25 protein-coding genes and 1 tRNA gene are annotated in these 23140 nt (G+C 56.4%); 12 read left to right on the top strand and 14 right to left on the bottom strand.

The genetic code is table 11. The annotated features are described in order from the left end of the window. Nucleotides 1–33 precede the first annotated feature (33 nt). Nucleotides 34–558 carry an adenylate kinase family protein gene (locus LN415_04140; GenBank protein ID MCJ2556280.1) on the top strand — a complete coding sequence of 175 codons (525 nt, stop codon included), beginning with the start codon at nucleotides 34–36 and terminating at the stop codon, nucleotides 556–558. Further along, a complete protein-coding gene (locus LN415_04135; protein MCJ2556279.1) occupies nucleotides 549–1187 on the top strand; it encodes a CDP-alcohol phosphatidyltransferase family protein in 639 nt (212 codons plus the stop codon). Before LN415_04140 ends, LN415_04135 begins: the two co-directional genes overlap by 10 nt. Here the strand turns inward: LN415_04135 and LN415_04130 are convergent. Then, nucleotides 1184–2191: a DNA primase large subunit PriL gene (locus tag LN415_04130; GenBank protein MCJ2556278.1), complete on the bottom strand. Its 1008-nt coding sequence runs from the start codon at nucleotides 2189–2191 to the stop codon at nucleotides 1184–1186. The genes LN415_04135 and LN415_04130 overlap by 4 nt on opposite strands. Before the next feature lie 127 nt (nucleotides 2192–2318). Between LN415_04130 and LN415_04125 the strand changes: the two genes are divergently transcribed. Then, nucleotides 2319–2597 (top strand): glutaredoxin family protein, encoded by a 279-nt coding sequence (locus LN415_04125; GenBank protein ID MCJ2556277.1) that lies wholly within the window; start codon nucleotides 2319–2321, stop codon nucleotides 2595–2597. After that, the gene (locus tag LN415_04120) at nucleotides 2594–3109 is read left to right on the top strand and encodes a ferredoxin:glutaredoxin reductase (GenBank protein ID MCJ2556276.1); all 516 of its coding nucleotides are present in this window, start codon (nucleotides 2594–2596) and stop codon (nucleotides 3107–3109) included. The genes LN415_04125 and LN415_04120 overlap by 4 nt, the downstream gene beginning before the upstream one ends. A 5-nt stretch (nucleotides 3110–3114) precedes the next feature. Here LN415_04120 and LN415_04115 read toward each other — a convergent pair. Then, a tRNA-Thr gene (locus tag LN415_04115) sits at nucleotides 3115–3186 on the bottom strand. Nucleotides 3187–3259: 73 nt separating this feature from the next. Here LN415_04115 and LN415_04110 point away from each other — a divergent pair. After that, nucleotides 3260–5110 (top strand): NFACT family protein, encoded by a 1851-nt coding sequence (locus LN415_04110; protein ID MCJ2556275.1) that lies wholly within the window; start codon nucleotides 3260–3262, stop codon nucleotides 5108–5110. A gap of 57 nt (nucleotides 5111–5167) precedes the next feature. Here LN415_04110 and glnA read toward each other — a convergent pair whose 3' ends face one another. Then, nucleotides 5168–6502: a type I glutamate--ammonia ligase gene (gene glnA / locus LN415_04105; protein MCJ2556274.1), complete on the bottom strand. Its 1335-nt coding sequence runs from the start codon at nucleotides 6500–6502 to the stop codon at nucleotides 5168–5170. Between the two features lie 346 nt (nucleotides 6503–6848). Between glnA and LN415_04100 the strand changes: the two genes are divergently transcribed. The 4 genes from LN415_04100 to LN415_04085 are packed head-to-tail and all read left to right on the top strand — an operon-like array spanning nucleotide 6849 to nucleotide 9407. Further along, nucleotides 6849–7172: a hypothetical protein gene (locus tag LN415_04100; GenBank protein MCJ2556273.1), complete on the top strand. Its 324-nt coding sequence runs from the start codon at nucleotides 6849–6851 to the stop codon at nucleotides 7170–7172. A 12-nt stretch (nucleotides 7173–7184) separates the two neighbouring features. Beyond that, nucleotides 7185–7763 (top strand): hypothetical protein, encoded by a 579-nt coding sequence (locus tag LN415_04095; GenBank protein ID MCJ2556272.1) that lies wholly within the window; start codon nucleotides 7185–7187, stop codon nucleotides 7761–7763. Nucleotides 7764–7783: 20 nt separating this feature from the next. Next, entirely contained in the window at nucleotides 7784–9253 is a 1470-nt protein-coding gene (locus LN415_04090; protein MCJ2556271.1) for a hypothetical protein, read from the top strand. Between the two features lies 1 nt (nucleotide 9254). After that, entirely contained in the window at nucleotides 9255–9407 is a 153-nt protein-coding gene (locus LN415_04085) for a hypothetical protein (GenBank protein MCJ2556270.1), read from the top strand. Here the strand turns inward: LN415_04085 and LN415_04080 are convergent, their stop codons facing one another. The 8 genes from LN415_04080 to LN415_04045 form a co-directional block, all read right to left on the bottom strand. Continuing rightward, the gene (locus tag LN415_04080) at nucleotides 9408–9647 is read right to left on the bottom strand and encodes a PRC-barrel domain-containing protein (GenBank protein ID MCJ2556269.1); all 240 of its coding nucleotides are present in this window, start codon (nucleotides 9645–9647) and stop codon (nucleotides 9408–9410) included. 82 nt (nucleotides 9648–9729) lie between these two features. Then, on the bottom strand, nucleotides 9730–11955 hold the full coding sequence (locus tag LN415_04075) for a CDC48 family AAA ATPase (protein MCJ2556268.1): 2226 nt from the start codon (nucleotides 11953–11955) through the stop codon (nucleotides 9730–9732). Nucleotides 11956–12033: 78 nt separating this feature from the next. Further along, entirely contained in the window at nucleotides 12034–12795 is a 762-nt protein-coding gene (locus tag LN415_04070) for a hypothetical protein (GenBank protein ID MCJ2556267.1), read from the bottom strand. A gap of 62 nt (nucleotides 12796–12857) precedes the next feature. Beyond that, nucleotides 12858–13016 (bottom strand): hypothetical protein, encoded by a 159-nt coding sequence (locus LN415_04065; GenBank protein ID MCJ2556266.1) that lies wholly within the window; start codon nucleotides 13014–13016, stop codon nucleotides 12858–12860. 108 nt (nucleotides 13017–13124) lie between these two features. Continuing rightward, a complete protein-coding gene (gene dnaJ, locus LN415_04060; protein ID MCJ2556265.1) occupies nucleotides 13125–14267 on the bottom strand; it encodes a molecular chaperone DnaJ in 1143 nt (380 codons plus the stop codon). Nucleotides 14268–14291: 24 nt separating this feature from the next. Further along, nucleotides 14292–16139, bottom strand: coding sequence for a molecular chaperone DnaK (dnaK, locus tag LN415_04055; GenBank protein ID MCJ2556264.1), 1848 nt, complete (start codon nucleotides 16137–16139; stop codon nucleotides 14292–14294). A gap of 1 nt (nucleotide 16140) precedes the next feature. Beyond that, entirely contained in the window at nucleotides 16141–16665 is a 525-nt protein-coding gene (locus LN415_04050; GenBank protein MCJ2556263.1) for a nucleotide exchange factor GrpE, read from the bottom strand. Between the two features lie 49 nt (nucleotides 16666–16714). After that, on the bottom strand, nucleotides 16715–18343 hold the full coding sequence (locus tag LN415_04045; GenBank protein ID MCJ2556262.1) for a TCP-1/cpn60 chaperonin family protein: 1629 nt from the start codon (nucleotides 18341–18343) through the stop codon (nucleotides 16715–16717). Between the two features lie 135 nt (nucleotides 18344–18478). Here LN415_04045 and LN415_04040 point away from each other — a divergent pair, with 135 nt between their 5' ends. Genes LN415_04040 through LN415_04030 form a run of 3 tightly spaced genes read left to right on the top strand, consistent with a single transcriptional unit; the run spans nucleotide 18479 to nucleotide 20450 of the window. Further along, complete coding sequence (locus LN415_04040; GenBank protein MCJ2556261.1) at nucleotides 18479–19261, top strand: inositol monophosphatase; 783 nt, start codon at nucleotides 18479–18481, stop codon at nucleotides 19259–19261. Then, the gene (locus LN415_04035) at nucleotides 19258–20064 is read left to right on the top strand and encodes an NAD(+)/NADH kinase (GenBank protein ID MCJ2556260.1); all 807 of its coding nucleotides are present in this window, start codon (nucleotides 19258–19260) and stop codon (nucleotides 20062–20064) included. Before LN415_04040 ends, LN415_04035 begins: the two co-directional genes overlap by 4 nt. Further along, nucleotides 20064–20450: a Mov34/MPN/PAD-1 family protein gene (locus tag LN415_04030; GenBank protein MCJ2556259.1), complete on the top strand. Its 387-nt coding sequence runs from the start codon at nucleotides 20064–20066 to the stop codon at nucleotides 20448–20450. Before LN415_04035 ends, LN415_04030 begins: the two co-directional genes overlap by 1 nt. Here LN415_04030 and LN415_04025 read toward each other — a convergent pair. The 3 genes from LN415_04025 to LN415_04015 form a co-directional block, all read right to left on the bottom strand. After that, nucleotides 20447–21565: a glycosyltransferase family 4 protein gene (locus tag LN415_04025; protein ID MCJ2556258.1), complete on the bottom strand. Its 1119-nt coding sequence runs from the start codon at nucleotides 21563–21565 to the stop codon at nucleotides 20447–20449. The genes LN415_04030 and LN415_04025 overlap by 4 nt on opposite strands. Nucleotides 21566–21570: 5 nt before the next feature. Further along, on the bottom strand, nucleotides 21571–22791 hold the full coding sequence (locus LN415_04020) for an NTP transferase domain-containing protein (GenBank protein ID MCJ2556257.1): 1221 nt from the start codon (nucleotides 22789–22791) through the stop codon (nucleotides 21571–21573). Further along, nucleotides 22788–23140, bottom strand: a 353-nt coding sequence (locus LN415_04015; GenBank protein MCJ2556256.1) for a phosphoglucosamine mutase, incomplete at its 5' end; no start/stop codon positions are given. The genes LN415_04015 and LN415_04020, both read right to left, overlap by 4 nt.

Below are 23140 nucleotides of genomic sequence, written 5' to 3'. Positions count from 1 at the left end.
AATAAATATATTGCTGGAGTCAATCCATCACGCGTGTTGGTGGCAATCACGGGCACCCCTGGTGTAGGCAAGAGCTCGGCGTGCCGAACGCTCGCTGAGAGAGGGCATAGAGTGCTCGCCCTCAACAGGGAGGCCGAAGAGAGAGGCCTCGTTCTGGGAAGAGATGACACCAGGGAAGCCACGATAATCGACACGGACAGGCTGAACGAGTTTGTCAAGTCCCTCCAGAATGGCCTCGTGTTCCTCGACGGACATCTCTCTCACCTCCTTGACGTTGACATTTCGATCGTCCTGAGATGCCATCCCGACGTGCTCAGGCAGAGGCTCGCCTCCTTGGGCTGGAACGAACGGAAAATCGCGGAGAACGTGGAGGCGGAGGCCATCGATGTGATACTCGTGGAATCGCTCGAGAACCATCCAGAGACCTTTGAGGTCGACACGACGGAGAAGGAGCCAAAGCGTGTCACAGAAGACATCCTGAGCGTGGTCGATGGGAAGGCCTCGGACATGCGGGCAGGAAGCGTTGACTGGAGCGAGGTGATTCTGAGTTGGTACTAGACGCCAAGAGGGACAAGGCGGATTTCCTCCTCCTTCCGTTGGCTAGAAGGATGGAGAACGTCAGCCCCAACACGATAACGGTATACGCTTTCCTCTGCGCCGTCTTTGCGGGAGCGTTCTTCTTCATGCACGAACCGGAGAGCATGCGCCCCGTCTATCTCTTCTTGGCCCTCGTGTTCCTTTCCCTGAATGCCCTCCTCGATGCGCTGGATGGGCGGGTCGCGAAGCTCTGGAAGAAGGAATCCAAGCGGGGGGACTTCCTCGATCACTTGCTGGACAGATATGCGGACATCTTCATCATCGGCGGGATCATGCTCTCGCCATACTGCAACTGGCTCCTGGGGTTCTTCGCCCTCCTCGGCGTGCTCATGACGAGCTACGTAGGCACGCAAGCGGAGGCGACGGGCACGGGAAGGATATACGCAGGAATGATGGGGAGGGCTGACAGGCTTGTCATACTCATGGTCGCCATCATTCTCCAGATGGTCTTCATGATAACGGGAGTCCACGGAATAGGGATCGAGGGCTACTTCGACTTCACGGTACTGGAATACACGATGATCGTCATCGGAGTGCTCGGCCACGCCACGGCGATTCAGCGGGCCGTCCTGGCCTGGAGGAAGATCTAGCCCCTCTTCTTACCCTTGATGCGGTAGTAGTTCAAGGGATGCTTTATCCTCTTGCAGAGGTCGTCTGGACCCGGGCAGAGACCGTACGACTGCATCGTGCTGCATTCCGGAGGCGTATACTCTGTTCCGGAGATCTCGCCGCTTATGTGCCCGATCTGGTACTTGGTCTTGCCTTCCTGGAAATCAGGAGAGAGCGAGTAGAGTCTGAATATGTCAGCGGATGAGAGACCGATGTTGTGCAGAAAGGCGGTCAAGGCGAACCTTCCCGTGTGGGGGATGTGCTTTCCCACCTGGATGGCCCGTATGAGGTCGCGCATGCACGGGGGGACCCGCGTGATCCTGATCCTCCCCATGTCCTCGACCTTGTACTGCTCCTTCTTCTCCTCCGTGAGTTTGCCTATCTCCCCTATCTTGTCCTCAAGGGCACCGAGTATCTGGTCATTGACGGCGAGGGGGAGCTCGGACTCCATCCTCCTCTGGATGGCCTCCTGGAGGACCCTGACGAATCTGTCGCGGCCCAGCCTGACGTATCCCTCAGCAAGGCGCTGATTGACAAGCTTCCAGTCCTTGCTCTTCATCTGCACGGAGTACCTCAGATAGTCGGCGAAGTGGAGGAGGACAAGCCCGTCCATCCTGAAATCCATTCCAAGGTCCTTCGCCACATGTGAGATGAAGTCGTTGTCTTCGGATGTCATGTTCCTTCTGGCCTTTTCTGCCTCTGCTAGCGAGTACCTTCGTATGAGATAGGCATCGCCGACGCCAGAGACGATCATTCTCGCGATGGGATAGGAGAGAAGCTCTCGAAGGGAGTCCGCCTCGGTGTTCGTCTCACCATCAGGGATCCGGCCTTCTTCGAGCGCCCTTCTCACCCTGCTCATTCCGTCCCGCCTGACCTCCTCGTATGCCGGGTGCAGCAGAAGCTCCTCCAGGGTCGGCCCCTCGCTCCTGATGAACTCTGATGCATGCTCGAGAAAGGGAAACCTCGCAATCGTTCTGAGCTCCACGATTTATGTACGTCCTCCCGTCATAAAAAGCTTGGTTTGGGAGCCGGGTGAAAGTGTCAACGTCCCATTCAGGAGCGCGCGGCGCAAGCTAAAGCCATTTATATCGACATGGTTTTAGAGTGATTGCATGGAACATATCGATGGAGCCAACGAGAATCGCGATGTGAAACTCTACGCGCTCAGCACATGCCCTTTCTGCAGGAAGGTCAAGGCGCTACTCAAGAAACACGACGTGGCCTACGACTACGTGGATGTGGATCTGCAGTCCAGAGAGGAGAGGAAGAGACTAAGGATGGAACTGATCAAGTACAATCCTCGATGCTCGTATCCAACTCTCGTGGTAGATGGCGATACGGTCGTCATCGGCTATCGGGAAGAGAGGATAGAAGAGGTGCTTGGCGTTTGAGTGAGGGAATGCTGGCAAGGATGCAGAGAGACGCCGAAGAGACTTCGTGCTTCCTGAACCCGGACAAGGGGTTCTTGGACGAGCTCATGAGCGGTTTGGTGACGAACGAGGAGAGATACGGATATGGCTCCTGCCCCTGTCGAGTCGCCAGCGGGATAGAGTCCTACGATGCCGACATAGTATGCCCTTGTGAGTACAGGGACGCTGATGTTGCCGAATTCGGTGCCTGCTTCTGTGCCCTGTTCGTATCGAAGAAGGTCTACGAAGGGATGGAGGTAGACCCTGTCCCAGAGAGGCGACCAATCGAGGCGACTGAGGAGGCGGAGAAGGCTACCGAGCTGCTGGAGAAGGGGGAGATGTCGATGGCCGAGTTCAAGACGGCGTCCGCGGGGGACGTTCAAGTGTGGAGGTGCTCTGTCTGTGGCTATCTGTGTGCCAGGAAGTACCCGCCGAACGTATGCCCGATCTGCAAGGCTCCCCGCGAGAGGTTCGAGAGATTCTCTCTCGGATAGCGAAAAGCCGTTGGGGGGGGTCGAACCCCCGACCTACACCTTACCAAGGTGTCGCTATACCACTAAGCCACAACGGCGCGAGTTCCACTATCTTGTTTGAGTTATTAACGATTGCGATGTTTAAGTAGGTGTTCCACGTTTTGAGCGACAATGAAGAAGGAGATGACCAGCTTCGACATTATGGCCATGTCTGCTGAGCTCCAGAAGCTCATCGGCAGCTATGTCGAAAAGATCTACCAGCCCCAGACGAATCGTCTGCACTTCAGGTTCAACATCCCGGGCAACGGCAAGGAGAACTTGATCGTTGAATTGGGGAAATGGATTTACTTGGATCCCGCCGCCGAGCCTCCTGGAAAGACCCTGTCATACGGTATGTTCCTGAGGAAATACCTCATCAACGGGAAGATCATCCGGATCCAACAGCGCAAGTTCGACAGGATAGTCGAGTTCGTGATCGACAGGAGGGGCGAGTTCCAACTGGTCCTGGAGATGTTCGGCAAGGGCAATGTTGTTCTCATCAAGGACGGAATGATCCTGCAACCTCTGCACTCGAAGTCCTGGAGCGGGAGGGAAATGCGAGCCCACAGAGAGTACAGCTTCCCCCCCGAGAGAACGGACGTCCCGAGGTTGAGCCAGGAGGAGATCCTCTCGATTATCACATCCTCCGAGAAGGACTTGGTCAGAGCCTTGGCGGTCGACCTGAATCTGGGAGGTGTGTATGCGGAGGAGCTGTGCCATCGCACGGGCGTGGACAAGAGTGCTCCCGCCAAAGATCTCGAGAAGGAGACAGCGGACCCCTTGCTTGCCGCCCTCAGTGAGCTTCTGGATGAGATCTCGCACCCCGCTCCGAGGATCGTCTTCGAGGAGGGCGTTCCTGCGGACGTTGTTCCGGTCAGGCTCAAGAAGTACGAGAATCTGAGGCAGGAAGAGCGAGAGACCTTCAGTCAGGCCATTTCGGAGCACCTTGCAGGCCAGCCCAAGGAGGTCAAGAAGGATGAGCGGATCGCGAAACTCGAAAGAAGGAGAGCGCAACAGGAAGAGGCTCTGCAGAAGAACCAGGAGAAGGCCGTGGAATCTCATGAGATTGCGGAGTTCATTTACACCCATTATGAGTTGGTGGATGCGACCATCCAGACCCTGCGTTCAGAGGAGGCTCCGGACGGGGTCGAGCTCTTGTCGAGAGATCCGAAGAAGAAGGCAGCAGTGATCAGAGTGGAGGACAGGGAAATCGAGATTCACTACCAAGAGGATCTGAACGCCAATGCCCAGCGATACTATGTGAGGGAGAAGACCGCTAAATCAAAGATCCAGAGCCTCAGACTGAGGATCGAGGAGACAGGGAGAGAACTGGAGCTCGCCGAGAAGAAGAGGGTGAAAGAGGTCGAGAAGCGCGAGCCGACGAAGAGGTTGTGGGTGGACAGGTTCCGATGGTTCTTGTCCAGTGAGGGATTCCTTGTCCTTGGCGGGAGAGACGCGAAGAGCAATGAGAAGGTCGTCAAGAAGCATCTCGAGCCGGGGGACAGGTACGCGCACGCAGACATGTCGGGCGCGCCGAGCATTGTCGTGAAAAAGGGTTCCGAGGCGGGCGAGGATACGCTCAGGGAGACGTGTCAGTTCGCTCTCAGCTTCTCGAAGGCGTGGTCAAAGGGCCTGGCGTCCGGGTCCGCCTACTGGGTGAACCCTGAACAGGTGAGTAAGCGAGCCGAGAGCGGGGAGTATCTACCGAGAGGAGGGTTCATGATCAGGGGCAGGAGGAACTACGTTCACAAGCTCCCGCTCGAGGTTGCCGTGGGAGAGATCAGCTACGAAGGAGCCAGGAAGATCGTTTGCGGGCCGCCAGAGGCTGTCAAGCACCACTCGGAGTCCGTCTTCATTTTCACACCCGGAAAGGAGAGCGCGAACAAGGTCGCCAAAGACTTGAGTGAGCACTACAATGTTCCGATCGAAGAGGTTCTCAGGATACTCCCGCCAGGCGGGCTGGAAAAACCCTCGCCTGCGTAATTCGGACAGATGTATACAACTAGAGGATAGACAGACCGAAGCAGATGGCACTTGAGATCAGAGGATCCTGAGGAAGTTCTCTGTCTCCCACTCGGTGACCTGCGTCCTGTACTTGTCCCATTCACCTCTTTTGATGTACAGGAAATGCGTCATTATGTGCGCACCGAGCGTCTCCCTCATCAGGTCGCTACCCTCGAGTTCGTCGAGTGCTTCCTCCAGGTTCGCGGGCAGGGAGCCAATGCCGAGTCTCTGCCTCTCCTTGGAGGGAAGCCTGTAAATGTCCACCTCAACGGGACCGGGGGGTTCGATCTTCTTCTCGATACCGTGAAGGCCCGCCGCGAGCATGACCGCGTACTGCAGATATGGGTTGCCCGCGGGGTCGGGATTCCTGACTTCTATCCTCGTTTTCATCTCCCTGTCTGGTGGGACGCGTATGAGTGCGCTCCGGTTCCGGTTCGCCCACGACACGTGAACGGGGGCCTCGTATCCTGGAACGAGCCTCTTGTAGGAGTTCGTCCAGGAGGCGAGAATCGCGCACGTCTCCCGCGCATGAGCAAGAGCCCCGCCGAGAAACCAGCGGGCGGTGTCGCTGAGCTCGTACTCACCATCGGGGTCGTAGAACGCGTTCTCTCCGTCCTTCGTTATCAGGGACTGATGTGTGTGCATCCCACTTCCGTTGATTCCGAATATCGGCTTTGGCATGAACGTGGCGTGAAGCCTGTGCTCGAGGGCCACCGTCCTGATCGCGTTCTTGAGGGTCAGGACCCTGTCGGCCGAGGTCATCGCGTCGGTGTACCTCAGGTCTATCTCGTGCTGACCAGGAGCGACCTCGTGATGCGAGGCTTCGACTTCGTAACCGAGCGCATTCAGAAGGTGAGTGGTCTTCTTCCGGACCATATCGCCCTCATCGAGAGGGAGAAGGTCGAAGTATCCGCCAGCATCACCGGGGGTTGTTGTTGGGTTTCCGTTCTCATCTATCTTGAAGAGGAAGAACTCGTACTCTGGACCCGTGTTGAAAATGTGTCCGTCTTCGGCCGCCTTTTCCATCATCATCTCGAGCACGTATCGCGGATCACCGCTGAACCTGTCGCCACTCGCCTCGTGTATGTTGCACACGATGCCCGCGCACTTCGTGTCTCCTGACGTCCAAGGCAGTATGCGGAATGTGGAGGGATCGGGAAGGGCTCTCATGTCCGATTCCTCGATTGTGGCATACCCGACAATGGAGGACCCATCGAAGACGACGCCGTTGTCCAGGGCTCTCTCAAGCTGGTTGCCTGGGAGAGTGATGCTCTTGACGATTCCCAGAATGTCCATGAACTGGATTAGGACGAACTTGACGCTCTCGTCTTCCATTCTCTTCAATATCGCATCTTTCTGCTCATCAGACAAAACCCACCCTCCTCGAGTTGATAGGGATGAAAAGCTGTATGCGGGGAGAGATATATAAAATGTCAGAGAGTGTCATCTGAACTCCCCGCAACGCTTATATTCCTGTAGCTCATTTGAAAAATCGCATCCAGTTAGGGGGGATGACACGAAGCTGCTCAATTTCGATCTGGACCGCAATCTACATTTCGACTACGATAGAGATCTTCATTTCGATCTTGACAGGGACCTGCATTTCGACCTTGACAGGGATCTGGGCTTCGACCTCAACAGAGATCTCGGTTTCGGGAAGAGAGGAATCATTTTCCGCGGCTATGTCTGCTCATCCTGCGGAGCGTTGGTCAATCCTATGGCCACGGAATGTGACGAATGTGACGCCGTCTTTGAGACGGAACCGAAGAAGAAGGCGACCAAGAAGCCCAAGAAGAAGGCGAAGGTCAGGCGGAGGTTCTGTCACTACTGCGGATATCCGATCACGGGTTCCGACACCTACTGCAGCCATTGTGGATTGAGACTCCCCGAAGGCTCGGGGGGAATGGACCGCACCGAGGAGCAAGGGGCGTCAGAGGATCACGAGTATGAGGCTTTGAGGCTTCCAAAGAAAGAGGCACAGAAGAGAATTACGACCGATTGGAAGGAGACGGGTAAGAGACTGGAGGACTTTCTGGAGTAATGAGGTGGTTTCGTGGACGGCATAAGCATCTATCTGTTGATTGCAATAATATGCGCGATCCTGCTAATCGTAACTGTGGCAATGGGCGGGTTCACGGGAGGAGACTTCGATGCTGGCGGGGACTTCGATGTCGAAGGCCCTGACCTTGACCTTGGAGGGTTCGAGGGGGATGTGGGGCACGGCGACTTCACGGGAGCGGGTATCAGTCCGCTGAGCCTTCCGATCGTGCTCGCCTTCGGAACGACATTCGGAGGCGTCGGCGCGGTGCTCGAGCAGCAGGGTTGGGACTCCTTCATCATCCCGTTCATAGCAATGATGGTGAGCGTGATGACGGCGGGCATCATGTACGTGGTCGTCGTGAGGGTATTCGTGAAGACTCAGACAACGACCGTCGTGCATCCAAAGGACCTTGTGGGAGAGAAGGGGATTGTCTCGGTGGCGATCAAACCCGGAAGAACTGGTCAGGTCGTTGTGGTGACAGCCGAGAGAGGCCGAACACTATTGCCCGCCATTGCCGATGAGGCCATTCCCACGGACGCCGCAGTGACAATCGAGGCGGTGGTGGGTCACAGCGTAAGAGTCAAGAGATGATGAAACGGGGAGGTTTGTAGATGGAAGAAGAAGTAATATTGCTGATAGCGGTACTGGCCATACTAGCGGGGGTCTTCGCACCCATCCTTCTCTATTCTTGGAGATACAAGAAGGTCCCGCCAGACAGGGCCATGGTCGTGTATGGGAGGAAGCAGATTGGCAAGAAGGGATACCAGGTGATTTCAGGCGGGGCGAAATTCATAGTGCCCATCATTGAGTCCTATGAGTTCCTTCCGCTCGATGTCCGAACCCTCGATGTCAACGTGAACGACATTGTGACAGACGTTGCGCGGAGCGGCGCAAAGGTCAACATCAAGACGGTTGCGCAGGTCAAGGTTTCGAGCGATCCGGCAACCATGGATACAGCCGCTGAGCATCTTCTGCACAAGTCAGACTCGGAGATCAACGAGATAGCCATGAAGACTCTCGAGGGACACGTCAGAGGTGTCTGTGCGACTCTCACTGTGGAACTAATCAACAGTGACAGAGACGCGATATCGAGCCAGATTCAGACCATGGCTGCCGCGGATCTGAAGAACATGGGAATCGACATCCGCTCCTTTGTAATCAGGGATCTCGAGGATGAGCACGGCTACCTTGACGCGCTAGGTGTGAAGAAGACGGAAGAGGTCAAGAGAGATGCGCGCGTAGGCAAGGCCAATGCGAACAGGGAGGCGACCATCCAGGAAGCCAAAGCAGCGATGGAAGGTGAGCAGGCGAATGCCGGTGCGGAAGCCAAGGTTGCGATCTACCACAGGGACAGGGATATCACCCGCCAGAAGGCGGAGGCGGAGGTTGAAAGGGAGAGAGCCAACAGAGAGATATCGTTCTCGATACAGGACGCCACCAGGAGGCAGGAGCTCGTCGTGGAGGAGAGGATAGTCGACATCAAGGACAAGGAGAAGCAGGTCGAGGTCATGATGCAGGAGGTCCGGAGAAGGGAGCAGGAGCAGACCGCGGAGCAAGTGGTTCCCGCAAGGGCTCGTGCAGATGCAGTGGCAGCAGAGGCAGACGGCGAGAAGAGGAGGGCGATAATCACATCCGAGGGTGAGAAGCAGAAGCTCATACTCATCGCGGAGGGCGAGAAGGAGCGACTCTCCAAGGTCGCGCTCGGACAGGCAGAGAAGATCCGCCAGGAAGGAACGGCCGAGGCAGACATAATCAGGCTAAAGGGTGAGGCCGAGGCATATGCCATACGCGCAAAGGGACTCGCCGAGGCGGAGGCGATGGCCAAGAAGGCTCAGGCTTGGGAACAGTACGGGCGAGCTGCCGTCACGGAGCTGATAGTGGAGAAGCTGCCTGAGATCGTCGCTGAGGCGGCTAGACCTCTCGAGAACACTGAGAAGATCATAATCATGGGCAGCAGAGGCCCTTCGGATCTCGTTGGCAGCGTCGTCGACATAGCCGCTCAGGCGCCTGTGCTCATAAAGGCACTGACCGGAATGGACATCTCTGACCTTACCACGAAAGTCAAGGAGACGCTGAAATAGGATGAGAGTGGGCTCGGTGGAATGGACCTTCCAGAAATCACCGGAACTGATCATCGAGAGCTGGTCAGTCGCCGCGACGATAGAGGCGATACTGAGAGTTCAGGTTGAAGATAGAAAAGAAGTAGTGGAAGCGTTCCTCGGGCGGCCAGGATAGCTACTCGACGTCCATCACGACGACGTCTTTGATAGCCTTCATGCCGGTAAAGGGCAGTATGATTCTCCCCTGCGGATCCGTCTTGAAGAGGCGGGTCTCAATCTCCTCAGCTGGAATCACGAGAACATCGTGCAACTTCCCCGTCTTTGTATCGACAATAAAATTCTCTATCATGCCGAGGATCTGGCCATCGTTCGTCATAACGGTCTTTCCCCTCAGCTCTGTTGCAAATCTCTTCATCCCATACCTCCTTGGGCCTAAGCCTGTCCTATATCTACCTTCTAATATTTAGCATTAGAGGATGGCCAACGTCGGAAGACAGCTAGCGGAACATGGACTGAGCGTCCTGCCTTTCCTTCTTCGTAATGGTCCCCTTTTCGATGACCTCTCCTATCATCTTGTAGAATTCCATGGTCTCCTTGTCGATCGAAGGGTGCACGTGCATCAGGGCCTCCTCGAACTCCTCCATCGTCACTTCCGATGCGTCCGGGTCTTTCCTCAGAGTACTCAATCCCGCCTCTTGGCACAGGGACTCGATGTCTGCCCCTGAGAAGCTCTCCGTTCGATCGGCCAGTTCCTCCAGATTCACATCCTTCAACGGCATTTCCCGCGTGTGGACATTGAATATCTCGAGCCGCGCGTCTCTGTCCGGGACAGGGATGAGCACGAGCTTTCCGAACCTCCCCGCCCGAAGCAGTGCCGGGTCCACTATGTCAGGTCTGTTCGTTGCCGCGACGATGACAACGCCCTCGAGAGACTCCAGACCGTCTATCGACGTGAGTAGCTGATTGACGAGCCTCTCCGTTACGCCGGAATCTCCCGTGGAGGATCCTCTCCGCGGGGCAATCGCATCGATCTCGTCGAGGAAGACGATCGCGGGAGCGACCTGCTTCGCCTTCTTGAATATCTGCCTGACCGCCTTCTCGCTCTCTCCCACCCATTTCGACATGACCTCGGGGCCCTTGATCGATATGAAGTTGGCCTTGGATTCGTTTGCGACGGCCTTCGCTAGTAGGGTCTTGCCACAGCCAGGCGGTCCGTACAGAAGGATGCCGCGAGGCGGGGTTATCCCCATCCGCTTGAACGCCTCGGGGTCCTTGAGCGGGAGCTCTATCGTCTCCTTGAGGACCTTCTTGACGTCGACCAGACCGCCGACGTCATCCCAAGAGACCCTGGGGATCTCAACGAGCACTTCTCTCATGGCGCTGGGTTCCACTTCCTTGAGCGCTTCCTTGAAATCCTCCTTCATGACCCTCATCTTCTCCAGAATCTCGGAAGGGATGGGCTTCTCCAGGTCGATCTCAGGGAGATATCTGCGAAGAGCCTTCATCGCCGCCTCTCTCGCTAGGGCCGCAAGGTCGGCTCCAACGAACCCATAGGTGATGTCCGCCAGTCCCGTGAGGATCTCATCTCTTTCCTCGTCCGAGCCCTCTATTGGCATGCCTCGAGTGTGGATCAGCAGGATCTCCTTCCTGCCCTCTCTGTCCGGGACACCGATCTCGATCTCTCTGTCGAACCTGCCGGGTCTCCTCAGCGCTGGGTCGATTGCTTCCTCTCTGTTCGTGGCTCCAATGACTATGACGTTCCCTCTACCGCTCAGACCGTCCATCAGCGTGAGCAACTGAGCGACGACTCTCCTCTCGACCTCGCCCGTGACCTCTTCCCGCTTCGGTGCGATCGAGTCGAGCTCGTCGATGAAAAGGACCGAGGGCGCGTTCTTCTCCGCTTCCTCGAACTTCTCTCTCAGCCTCTCCTCGCTCTGACCGTAGTACTTCGACATTATCTCCGGACCCTGAATCGAGGAGAAGTAGGCGCCGGCCTCGTTGGCCACGGCTTTCGCGATCATCGTCTTTCCCGTTCCGGGTGGCCCGTAGAGAAGGACCCCTTTTGGCGGGTCGATCCCGAGCCTCTCGAAGAGCTCGGCGTGCTTCAGCGGGAGCTCGATCATCTCCCTGACCCTCAGGAGCTCCTCCCCGAGCCCGCCTATGTCATCGTAATTGACGGTGGGGGCGACCATATCCGCTTCGCTCACGGGCTCCTCCTTGATTTCGACGGACGTGTCGTCACTGATCTGGACGATACCGCGGGGGACGCCCTTGACGACCATGAAAGGAAGGGCACCGCCCATCAGGGCAATGCCAGGGACGATGACGACGTCGCCCTTCGTAACGGGCCGCTTGATAAGTCCCCTCTTGACGAAGCTCTCTATTCCCTCACCAAAGCTGATTCTGTGACCTTCGGATATTATGGGCGCGATCATCACCCGCTCGGCGGGCTTGACCTCCGCCTTGGTAACCTCCACCCTGTCGCCGATCGATATACCGGCGTTCTTCCGCACCAGTCCGTCAATGCGGACTATGCCCTTGCCTTCGTCCTCCTGCATCACGCGGAAGAGCTTGGCCGCTGTCCTCTTCTTTCCAACGATCTCCACAATCTCTCCGACGTCTATGCCGAGGGCCGCTCTTATTTGAGTGTCGACCCTCGCCCTTCCCAATCCAACGTCCGATTGGGGGGCCTCAGCAACCTTCAGCATTACCTTTTCTGGCATACTTTTCTTGATAGACAGAGCTTGGTTATAAAGCTTATCTTGACAGTATCAGAAGAGGTGTGGATGTCCCGATGGGCACTACGTTTTCTTCGACCCATCTTGCCTCTTCAGAGCCTCGGCTAGGGTGATGCTCCCGACCGCTACTTCCCTCGCCAAATCCGTCGAAATCGTTATCCTGTTGTCGCTAGCTATCCTGCTGAGCCTCTGAACGTCCTTGAGCTGCCCAGCCGTTGGAGTGAGATGAAATCTCTCCCTGACGCGGTCACCTCTCGAAGCTGCAATCTGCTTCGCGGCTTCCAGATCAGGATTTCCCGTCTTCCTCGTGGTCCCTTTCTCGTCCACGATTTCCACTAAGCGGTCCTCGTCGAGGAGGGAGTTTATTATCCTGTTCCTGTTCAGCGGGTCTCCGTGCCCGATGCGGACTCTCAGGTTCCTCGGTCCGTATATCCGTGCCAATTCCCCCACGAGTGCGGCGACGTGCTCCGGCGACCCGACCGTGCGAGCCTCGAGGACCTCCCCGTCCCCGATGGCTGCAAGACCTGGCATGGGTCCCGGATCGATGCCTATGGTCAACCACTCAAACTGGGTCTTTCCAGCGAGCAGGCAGAGTGCCCGCCCAATCGCTTCCTCGATCGATTCGAGGGCGACCTTGGGTTCGAAGTCTATGTCATCCATCTCCTCTGCGGATGTGAGTATGACTCCAACGGTGTCCGGGACCTCTTCGCCAACGGAGATGCCGACGAAGGGGATTCCTCTAGCCTTGAGGATCTCTCGAACATTGTGGAAGACACCGAAATCTCCTGTGTAGACTCCTATGAGCTTCCGCACGTCTGGGTTCATGGCTGTGGCTGTAGATAACGATTTTGTTAGTGATGGCAATCACTCGCGTTACTGTGCATCCCCTAGGGGCCCACCCCATAGACTGCCGAGAGGAAATACAGCAGTACGACTGCCCCGAAGGCGACGAGGCTCACGCGTACCCAGTGATGGAAGTCGTCTCTCAATATGGCTGCAAGAACCATAAAGAACACGAGCAAGAACATCGCAACGTCTGCCAACATCCAAGACACTGTCCTAAGGTCGCCGATGAGTACCACTCGGCTGCGAAGGAATGTGGGCTTTCCAACGTCAGAATAGGAAACATCCATCTCCTTTGGTAGAGGCTGCGTTCAATTCTTCCGAGGTTTCGACAGTGTATAGTCTCCTGTCAGCCTCTGGAAGTCCTCCAGGAGCTTTCTCTGCTCTGATGTGAGCTTTCCGGGGACTGCAACGACCACCTGTATCATCTCGTCTCCTCGCCCGAACCCGTTGATTCGGGGCAGGCCCTTTCCCTTCAGACGAAAGGTGGTGTGGGTCTGTGTGCCGCTCGGGATCTTCAGCTCGGCCTTTCCATTGATCGTCGGAACCTGGATTCTCGTTCCCAGAGCCGCCTGCGAAATCGTTATCGGAACCTGCATCCAGAGATTGTCGCCGTCCCGCTCAAATATCTCATGCGGCCTCACATGCACGATCACGTAGAGGTCTCCTGGAGGTGCCCCGGGATCTCCAGCCTCGCCTTCCTCGAGTATCCTGAGCCTGAGACCCGTGTACGCTCCTTTCGGGATGTTGACCTCTATCGAGCTCGTCTTCCGAACCGACCCTCTTCCGCCACACTTCTCACACGGCTTGTCGAATGTGGAACCTGATCCCCTGCAGATGGGACACGTCGTGATCCGTATGAACTGGCTGAATCCCTGCCGGGAGACATTGCGTATCTGGCCCGCCCCGCTGCATTGGGCGCAGGTGACTGTCTTCCCCCCCTCCGCGCCGGTCCCGCTGCACTCTTTGCACCTCGTTGAGTGGGGTACTTTCAGGTTCATTCTCACGCCGCTCACCACGTCCTTCAGGTCGGTCTCCACATCCATCCTGAGGTCGTGACCCCTTCGCGGGCCTCTCCTCGCTCTCCGACCGCCAAAGAGACCGTCGAAAATGCCCTCCCCAAAGAGGTCCCTGAAGATGTCCCTCCCGAATATGTCCTCTATGTCGCGGTGGTGAGTGAAGTCGGACCAGGTGAACCCGCCTCTTCCGAATTGTGACTTGACCCCAGAGAACCCGAATCGATCGTACGCCAGTCTTTTCTCCACGTCCGCTAGAACCTCATAGGCTTCGGATATCTCCTTGAACTTCTCTTCCGCGGCCTTCGTATCATCCTTATTGAGGTCCGGATGGTGCTTCTTCGCGAGGCCCCTGTAGGCCTTCTTGATCTCCTGCTCAGAGGCCGTCTTGTCAACTCCAAGCACTTCGTAGTAGTCCCGCTTGGCCACAGTAGGCATAAGAAAAGGGCTGAGTATTAAACCTTAGTCTTCGTCGACGACCTTGTAGTCAGCGTCCACCACGTTGTCCTTGTCTTCCTTCTTCTCTTCCTCTGCCGATGGGGTTTGAGCGGCGGTTTGCTGTGCCTGCGCCTGCTGGTAAATCTCCGACCCGATCTTCTGTGACTCTTCGATGAGCTTCTCTGTCTTGGCCTTTATCTCCGAGACGTCGTCGCCTTCGAGGGCCTTCTTGAGGTCGTCCACGGCGGCTTGGACCGCGTTCTTGGTGCCATCACTCAGCTTGTCACCCATCTCCTTGAGGGTCTTTTCCGTGGCATACACGAGGGAATCGGCTTGGTTCCTGGCCTCTACGGCCGCCCTCTTCTTCGCATCCTCCTCGCCGTACTTCTCGGCCTCCTTCGTCGCCTCGTCTATCTTTTCCTGCGAGAGCTTCGTAGATGCGGTTATGGTTATCTGCTGTTCCTTCCCGGTTCCGAGATCCTTCGCCGAGACGTTGAGTATGCCGTTTGCGTCGATGTCGAATGAGACCTCTACCTGAGGGATGCCTCTCGGAGCCGGCGGGATGCCGATGAGGTGAAATCTCCCGAGGGTTGTGTTGTCGGCGGCCATTTCCCTCTCACCTTGAAGAACGTGGATTTCGACGCTGGTCTGTCCGTCAGCAGCCGTCGTGAATATCTGCGTTTTCTTGGTCGGAATCGTTGTGTTCCTCTCCACCAGGCGGGTCGTGACCGCTCCGAGCGTCTCAAGTCCGAGTGAGAGAGGAGTGACATCGAGCAGAACCAGGTCCTTGACCTCGCCCGCGAGGATCCCTGCCTGAATGGCCGCGCCCATCGCAACGCACTGCATGGGGTCCACACCTCTTTCCGCCTTCTTGCCCAGAATCTTCTCGAACCGCTCGCGAACAACGGGCATTCTCGTCGGACCACCCACAAGGATAATCTTTCCAATGTCTCCCGGATCAAGCTTCGCATCCTTCAGAACCTGTCGAATGGGAGCTTCGCACCTCTTCAGGACAGGTTCCACGAGCTCTTCCAGCTTCGCCCTTGTGAGCTTGATCTCCAGATGCCTGGGTTTATCGTCCTTCTGAGCGATAAAAGGGAGGTTGATCGTCGTCGTGAGAGTGCTGCTCAGCTCGATCTTGGCCCTCTCACACGCGTCACGGGCTCTCTGCCGTGCGTTTCTGTCCTCTGAGAGATCGATGCCTTCCTGCTTCTTGAAGCTGTCGAGAACCCAATCGATGATCTCGTCATCCATGTCTGTGCCACCGAGTTGAGTGTCTCCGCTTGTGGACACGACCTCAAAGACTCCATCGCCGATCTCCATCACGGTCACGTCGAACGTTCCTCCTCCCAGGTCGAGAACGAGGAGCTTCTGCTCACCGGCCTTGTCGAGGCCGTAGGCAAGAGAGGCGGCGGTGGGTTCGTTAATCAGTCGCAAAACCTCCAGGCCCGCGATCTCACCAGCGTCCTTTGTGGCGGTCCTCTGGTTGTCGTTGAAGTACGCGGGGACGGTTATGACTGCCTGTTTCACCTCTTCCCCGAGGAAAGCCTCAGCGTCCGTCTTGATTTTCTGGAGAATCATCGCCGAGATCTGTTGCGGCGTGAATTCCTTATCGTCGATCTTGATCTTGTGGTCGGTTCCCATCTTCCTCTTTATTCTCATCACCGTGCGTTCTGGATTGAGAACCGCTTGTCTCTTCGCGGGTTCCCCGATTATTCTCTCGCCATCCTCAGTGAAGGCCACAACGGAAGGGAACATCTTCCCTCCGAAAGTGCTCCCCTCAGCGCTGGGGATGATCTTCGGTCTTCCCGCTTCCAGATATGCTGCTTCGGAATTTGTTGTCCCTAAATCAACACCAATTATCTTCGCCATCTCATTCCCCCGTGTTCTTAACGGCAATGACCTTTGACGGCCTAATCACCCTGTGACCGTGAACGTACCCTTTCTGGACAACCTCTGCCACGGTATTGTCCTCCGCGGAATCGTCCGACACTGTGTGAACGACCTCGTGCTTGTACGGGTCCACGGCTTCTCCCAAACACTCCATCTCTTCCAGGCCTTCGCTCTTGAGCAAGTCGAGAAAGTTGGTTCTTATCATTCCGATCCCCTGAGCTGACTCAGTGTCGCACTCATCCATAGAGCTGATGGCGGAGTCCAGGTCATCCAGTACTGGCAGAAGCTTCTCGAAGAGCTGTCTGTTCGCATGTCTCGTGAACTCCTCTTTCTCCCTGTCGCCTCGCTTCTTGAGGTTCTCGAACTCGGCCTGGAGATAGACGAGTTTCGACTGCGATTCCTCGGCATCTTCCGTCTGCTTCTTGAGGTCCCTCTTGAGCTTGGTAATCTTCGACTGCAGCACTCTCGTACTCTGCTGCTTGGACTTCTCAGCCGGGCTTGGCATCTAGGCTGCTCCTTCTAGTTTTCGAGCCAGTGAAAGGTACGCAGCGGGGCTAGTACTCGTCGTCCTCTCCGCCTGGTCCTCCCGGCATGGAGGCCCCGGTTCCCTTCGATGCGATGACGTCATCAATCCTCAGGATCATCACAGCGGCATCAGTCGCTGACTGGATCGCCTGAGTTCCGACGCGAATCGGCTCTATGACGTTTCCCTTTCGCATATCGGCGAGTTTTCCTGTGAAGACGTTCACTCCGAATGTCTTCTTTCCCTTCTTATGCTCCTTCCTCATGTCGATCAGAGTGTCTATCGGGTCCATACCTGCGTTTTCGGCGAGCGTCCTCGGAATTACCTCAATCGCATCGGCAAAGGCGTCAATTGCAATCTGCTCCCTTCCGCCTACGGAGGCCGCGTATTCCCTCAGTGCAAGCGCAATCTCGGTCGCCGCAGAACCTCCGCCCGTTACCATCTTCCCGTCCTCAATCGCCACTCCGACGACGCTAATGGCATCCTCGAAGGACCTGTCAAGCTCATCGACGACGTGTTCGGTCCCGCCTCGGAGAAGGACAGATACCGCCTTCGGGTTCCGGCATCCGGTCACGAAGGTCATCTCATCGTCGCCTATCTTATTCTCGTAGACCTCGCTCGCCGAGCCAAGATCTCCCTTTCTGAGCTCATCGATTTTCGAGACGATTGTTGCACCGGTCGCCTTGGCGAGTTTCTCCATGTCCGACTTCTTGACCCTGCGCAGAGTGTATATCCCCTCTTTGGACAGGTAGTGCTGGACAAGGTCATCGATGCCCTTCTGACAGAAGAGGACATTCGCTCCGGACTTCCTGACCCTGGCCACCATGCCCTTCAGCATCTTCTCCTCTTCATTCAGGAATGCCTGGAGTTGCGACGGATCGGTGATCTCAATCTTCGCGTCAATCTCCGTCTTCTTGACTTCCATCGCTGAATCGAGCAGCGCGATCTTCGCTTTCTTCACGCTCCTCGGCATGCCGGGATGAACCCTCTCCTTGTCGACGATTATCCCGGGAATCAGCTCTGAATCGGCGATCCCGGCGCCCTGCTTCTTGGTGATCTGGATGTTGTCATCGTCTATCACCCATCTTCCGTCCTCTGTCTTCTCTGCGACCATCGTGACCGCCTTGACAGCGATGTCGGCAAGCATATCTCGGTGTGACCCAACGCTCTTGCTAATCATCGCCGTGGCCGCGATCTCTCTCAGTTGCTTCTTGTCCTTGATGTCGATCTTCTCCGCGATCTTGGAGAGGGCCTCGACCGACTTGTCCGCGGCTATCCTGTATCCTCCAGCGATTATGGTCGGGTGGACGTTCTGGTCAATCATGTCCTCTGACTTCTTCAGCAGCTCGCCCGCCAGAATCACTGCGGTCGTGGTCCCATCTCCGACTTCTTGGTCCTGCGTCTTCGCCACTTCCACGAGCATCTTGGCCGCCGGGTGCTCGATGTCGATCTCCTTCAGTATCGTCACACCGTCGTTGGTGATGACGACGTCGCCCATGCCGTCCACGAGCATCTTGTCCATCCCCCGCGGGCCTAGACTTGAGCGGACTGCATCCGCCACAGCTTTGGCAGCGGCGATGTTGTTGAGCTGAGCTCCCTTTCCCCTTTCTCTTCTTGTTCCTTCTTTCAACACCAGCACTGGTGTAGTTCCTGTCATCATTATTTCTCACCCCATTCTAGATGATTTCCAGGTTGCTATGTTTGTTCTTCTATATAAACCTAATGAAACGCAACCCGGCGTTGACCTGAGTCAAAAAGCTGCGTGCCGCTCGGTTGCAGGACTAATGATTTAAGGATGGAATCGATTACAGAGAATGTGAAGGAGTTCCTTTTCGAGACAGCCGAGGAGGTCTACAGGACACTAAGGTCATCCTCAGGAGCGGATTTCTCGAGGCAAATTGGAATGGGTGCGGACGGGACGCCCACGTCCGGGATAGATGAGATCGCCGAGAGGGTGGTCATTGAGAAGGTCCAGCGGGAGAATGTCCCCCTGAACATACTGAGCGAGGAGTCGGAATTCGTCGACAACGGGGCCGACATGACCCTCGTTCTCGACCCGGTGGATGGAACGTTCAACGCCCTGCAGGGTACGCCGTTCTATTCGATCTCCATGGCTGTTGGCGAGAGCTGTCTCTCCGATGTGAGGTACGGACTCGTGAGAAGCCTGACGGGTGACGATGCGTACTATGCTGAGAAGGGCAAGGGTGCGTTCCTGAATGGCGAGAGAATCAGGACGGCGGGTTTCGACCCGGATAAGTCCCTCTTCATAGTCTACATCGGGAAACTCGCCCATCCCCGCTCGTTTGAGATAGCGGCGAAGGCCAGACGTGCACGCTCCTTTGGAGCCGCTTCCCTTGAGATGTGCTACATCGCCAGCGGCCAAGCCGACCTGTACTACGTGGATTGCAGCGCCATGCTGAGGATAATCGATATCGCGGCGGGCGCGCTCATCGTTAGAGAAGCTGGCGGGGAGGTCCTCGATCTGGAGGGCCGGAGACTGGAGATGGACTTCGACATCTCGTCAAGGTCGAATCTCATGGTCATAGGAGATGAGAATGTGTTGGAGGTTCTGGGATGAGGTTTGGTGTTTCATGCAATCCTGAGATCGAGCGGAGAATCGCTTTGTCGAAACGCGTCCTGGATTATCTAGAGCCGGAGCACGATGTACTGTTGGACGTGGGTCTGGCGAAGAAGATCGGGCGGGAAGGTTCTCCCTTGGAGGAGATAGATGCGGATGTCGTGGTCGCAATCGGCGGGGACGGGACCATTCTCTCCACGCTTCAGAGGAATTCCTCTCCGATATTCGGCATCAACGCCGGTGTCCTGGGATTCCTGACAGAGGTTCGTGTGGATGAAATCGAGAAGGGGCTTGACAAGATAGTCAATGGGGACTACGAGATCGACGAGAGGTTGAAGCTGAAGACCCAGGTCAATGGAGAACGCGTTCCGGACTGCACGAACGAAGCGGTTCTGAACACGGCGCACATTGCGAAGATGCGGACCTTTTCGATAGAAATCGATGGACAGCCCGCCGAGAACATCAGGGCGGACGCGGTCATTATCGCCACCCCCACAGGTTCCACCTGCTACGCAATGAGCGCTGGTGGACCCATCATTGACCCGAGGGTCGAGGCGATCGTCGTGGTTCCCATCGCCCCGTTCAAACTCTCCGTCAGACCGCTAATAGTCCCCGCTCAGAGCGAGGTCTCGCTGCGCATCCCCGAGCCCAAACCGTGCAAGCTGGTCCTCGATGGTCAAGTGGAGTTCGACCTGAACGGTGATGAGGAGGTCAGGATTGGGGTATCGGAGAACAAGGCCAGGTTCGTACGCTTCCACGAGGACTTCTACGAAAGAATCAGAGAGAAGCTGATGGTGCAGTGATGCCGCTCAAAAGGAAGAGGGCTAGGGCGATCAAGAGAGAGACCATTGAGATGATTCTTGAGGCTTCGAGGGATGTCCATCCAAACGAGTTCGGGGCCATCCTCAGGGCGGAGGAGGGAGTCGTCACGGAGATCATGCTGCTCCCCGGAACCATATCTGGCTCGAGGTCGGCCATATTCCAGTTGCACATGCTCCCCATTGATTTCACGGTTGTCGGGACGGCGCACTCCCATCCATCAGGAAGCATAAGCCCCTCCGGAGCGGACATAGCTTTCTTCCAGAGGTTCGGGTACATCCATATAATAACTGGCGTCCCTTTCAACAAGGATTCCTGGCGGGCCTTTGATCTGTACGGGGAGCCCATCAATCTGGAAGTAGTCGACTAGACAAGTGAGTCATAGACCTCTACCAGATTCTTGGCGACCCTCTCGATGTTGAAGTACTTCTCGACCTTCTCTCTGCCCTTCGATCCCATACTCTCGCGCCTCGCATCGTTCTCAAGGAGGGTAGTGATCTTCTGGGCCAGATCCTCGGGGTTCATCGGCTCGCACAGCAACCCATCCTCCCCGTCTGTTATCACTTCCCTGACACCTGGAATGTCACTGACGACCACGGGTCTTCCAGAGGCCATTCCCTCGAGCGCGGCAATGCCGAACGCCTCCAGCCTGGAAACGGAGGGAAGTACGGAGATGTCGCAGGCCGCGTAGTACTTCGGAAGATCGGCGTACGGGACCCTTCCGGTGAATATCACATTCCCACCAGAACCTGCGGGGTGTCGCCTCTTGAGGTCCTCCGCGAACTCCCCTCCTCCCACGATGACGAACTTGGCATGTGGGATGTGCTCCGCCGCGTCCAGGAGGTGCTCGATCCCCTTGTGGCTCACAAGCCTCCCCACGAACAGCACCATCCCCTCATCGCTTCCGATGTTGTGCCTTTCCCTAATCCCTGACCCATCGACAGATGGATTGAACATCTGTTTGTCCACCGCGTTCGGGATGACGACTGGTAGATAATTCCAAACACTCCTGGATGTCGCCGCGTAAGTGCCCGTGGTGACAATGATCTTGTCAGCGGAGCTCACTGTGAAGGAGCCGAAGGTCCTCTCGTACATCCAGACAATAGACGGCCCGAGCACCCCCGGGATCTCTAGGTCACAATGGTAGGTGATGACAAAGGGTTTCTGGGAGGACTTGCACGCTCTCGCGGCGAAGTAGGAGTCCAGAGGAGGAGGGCTGTGGGCATGGACTATGTCGGCATCGCTCGAGGAGACGTACGCCCGCAGCTTGAATGTGACCGGCGTTTTCCACCACAAGGCAGCGGGCTTCAGCCGTACAACGTCCAGTCCGAAGACGCTCTCTTTGTCCTTCATCTTCTCATACATGCTGGTGACGATCTCGACCTCGAGACCGAGCTCAACGAGCTTTCTGGAGAGGTCAAGAACATGTGACTCGACTCCCCCGATATGTGGGTGGAAATACGGAGCGACCTGCAGAACTTTCATTGCCCTCAGTGTATCCTGCTGTCCGAAGATATGAAGCCTCCAGCGAGGGCTCCAGGACCTATGTAGGAGTCTTCGCCGATTATCGTTCCAGAATCGATAGAGGCGTTTATCCCGGTCTTGACGTCGTCACCCATTATCACGCCGAGCTTCCTCAGACCGGTATCCACCTTCTCCCCCTTCACGAATATTCTGATGGTGCCCTCGTCCAATCGGAGATTGGCTATCTTCGTGCCTGAGCCCAGATTGCATCTCTCCCCGATGATGCTGTCGCCGACGTAGTTGTGATGGGGGATGTGTGTCTCGTTCATGATTATCGAGTTCTTCACTTCAGAACTGGCCCCAACCTTGCATCTGTCACCGACGTAGCTGCTTCCTCGGATGAAGGAGTTCGGGCCGATGCTGCAATCCCTTCCTATCACTACGGGTCCCAGGATCGTAGTTCCGCTCCTCACCCTGGTTCCCTTGCCAATCAGGACCTGCCCCTCAATGACGACGTTCCTGTCCACCTTTCCCTCGGTCTTTGACCTCGTATCCTTCATGAGGATGCCGTTTGCTTTGAGAAGGTCCCATGGTCTCCCAACATCGATCCAGTCACCGGGGAGGGGGAAGCCGTACACCTTCTTCTTCATGAGTATCTTCAGAGAATCCGTTATCTCATACTCCCCTCGGGGAGATTTCTTCGTCTTGGATATCGCATCGAAGATCGCTGGCTGGAAGACATAGGCCCCGGCGTTGATGAGCTTGGACTTCGGCCTAGCGGGCTTCTCCTCTATCCCCTGGATGATGTCTCCCTTCAGGTCCACTACCCCGAAATTGCTGGGATCCTCCACGCTCGTGAGGCCCACGACGTTTCCTTTCCCTCGGGAGAACTCCATAAGGGCCTTGAGCGACTTCGGCGGGAGGATTATGTCCCCGTTGAGGGCCAAGAACTTGCTCTTCATGTGCTTCTTGGCGAGCCCAATGGCGTGGGCGGTTCCGAGCCTCTTTTCCTGCTCTTCGTACGTTATTTTGATGCCGAGGTCCTTTCCGTCCTTGAGGAATTCCCTAACCCGCATTCCCCGCCAACCGATGAGAATCGTAGCCTCCTTGATTCCTGCCTTCTTGAGCGCCCCGATCGTGTGAACGATGAATGGCTTTCCCGCCACGGGCAACAGGGGTTTTGGGATGTTCGCCGTGAGGGGCCTCATTCTCGTGCCCTCACCTGCAGCCAGAATGTACGCCTTCAAGCGACCACTTCCTCTACGAGAGAAATCATCGAGTTGTATATTTCTTTTGCTCTCTCATCTTCCCTGGCTTCTGCTGTGATTCTTATCTTCGGCTCCGTGCCGCTCGGCCGGACCAGGACCCATCCGTCCTCGAACTCGAGCCGCCAACCGTCGATGGTGTTCAGCGACGCGCACTCGACGCCCTCGACCTCCTCCTTCAGCTTGGAGAGGATGTCACGCTTTCTTGACTGTGCGAAAGAGACCGATTCTTCGATGAGGGGGTATCTCGGGATGCTCTCGACCAGCTCCGACAGCGGTCTGCGAGCGACCATGGTCACGAGCCTTGCCGCCGCGAAGACGCCATCTGGAC

Source organism: Candidatus Thermoplasmatota archaeon, assembly GCA_022848865.1.
Lineage (GTDB): Archaea > Thermoplasmatota > Thermoplasmata > RBG-16-68-12 > JAGMCJ01 > JAGMCJ01.
Note: the sequence above shows the minus strand (reverse complement) of the source record. Positions and strands in the feature narration are given on the sequence as shown.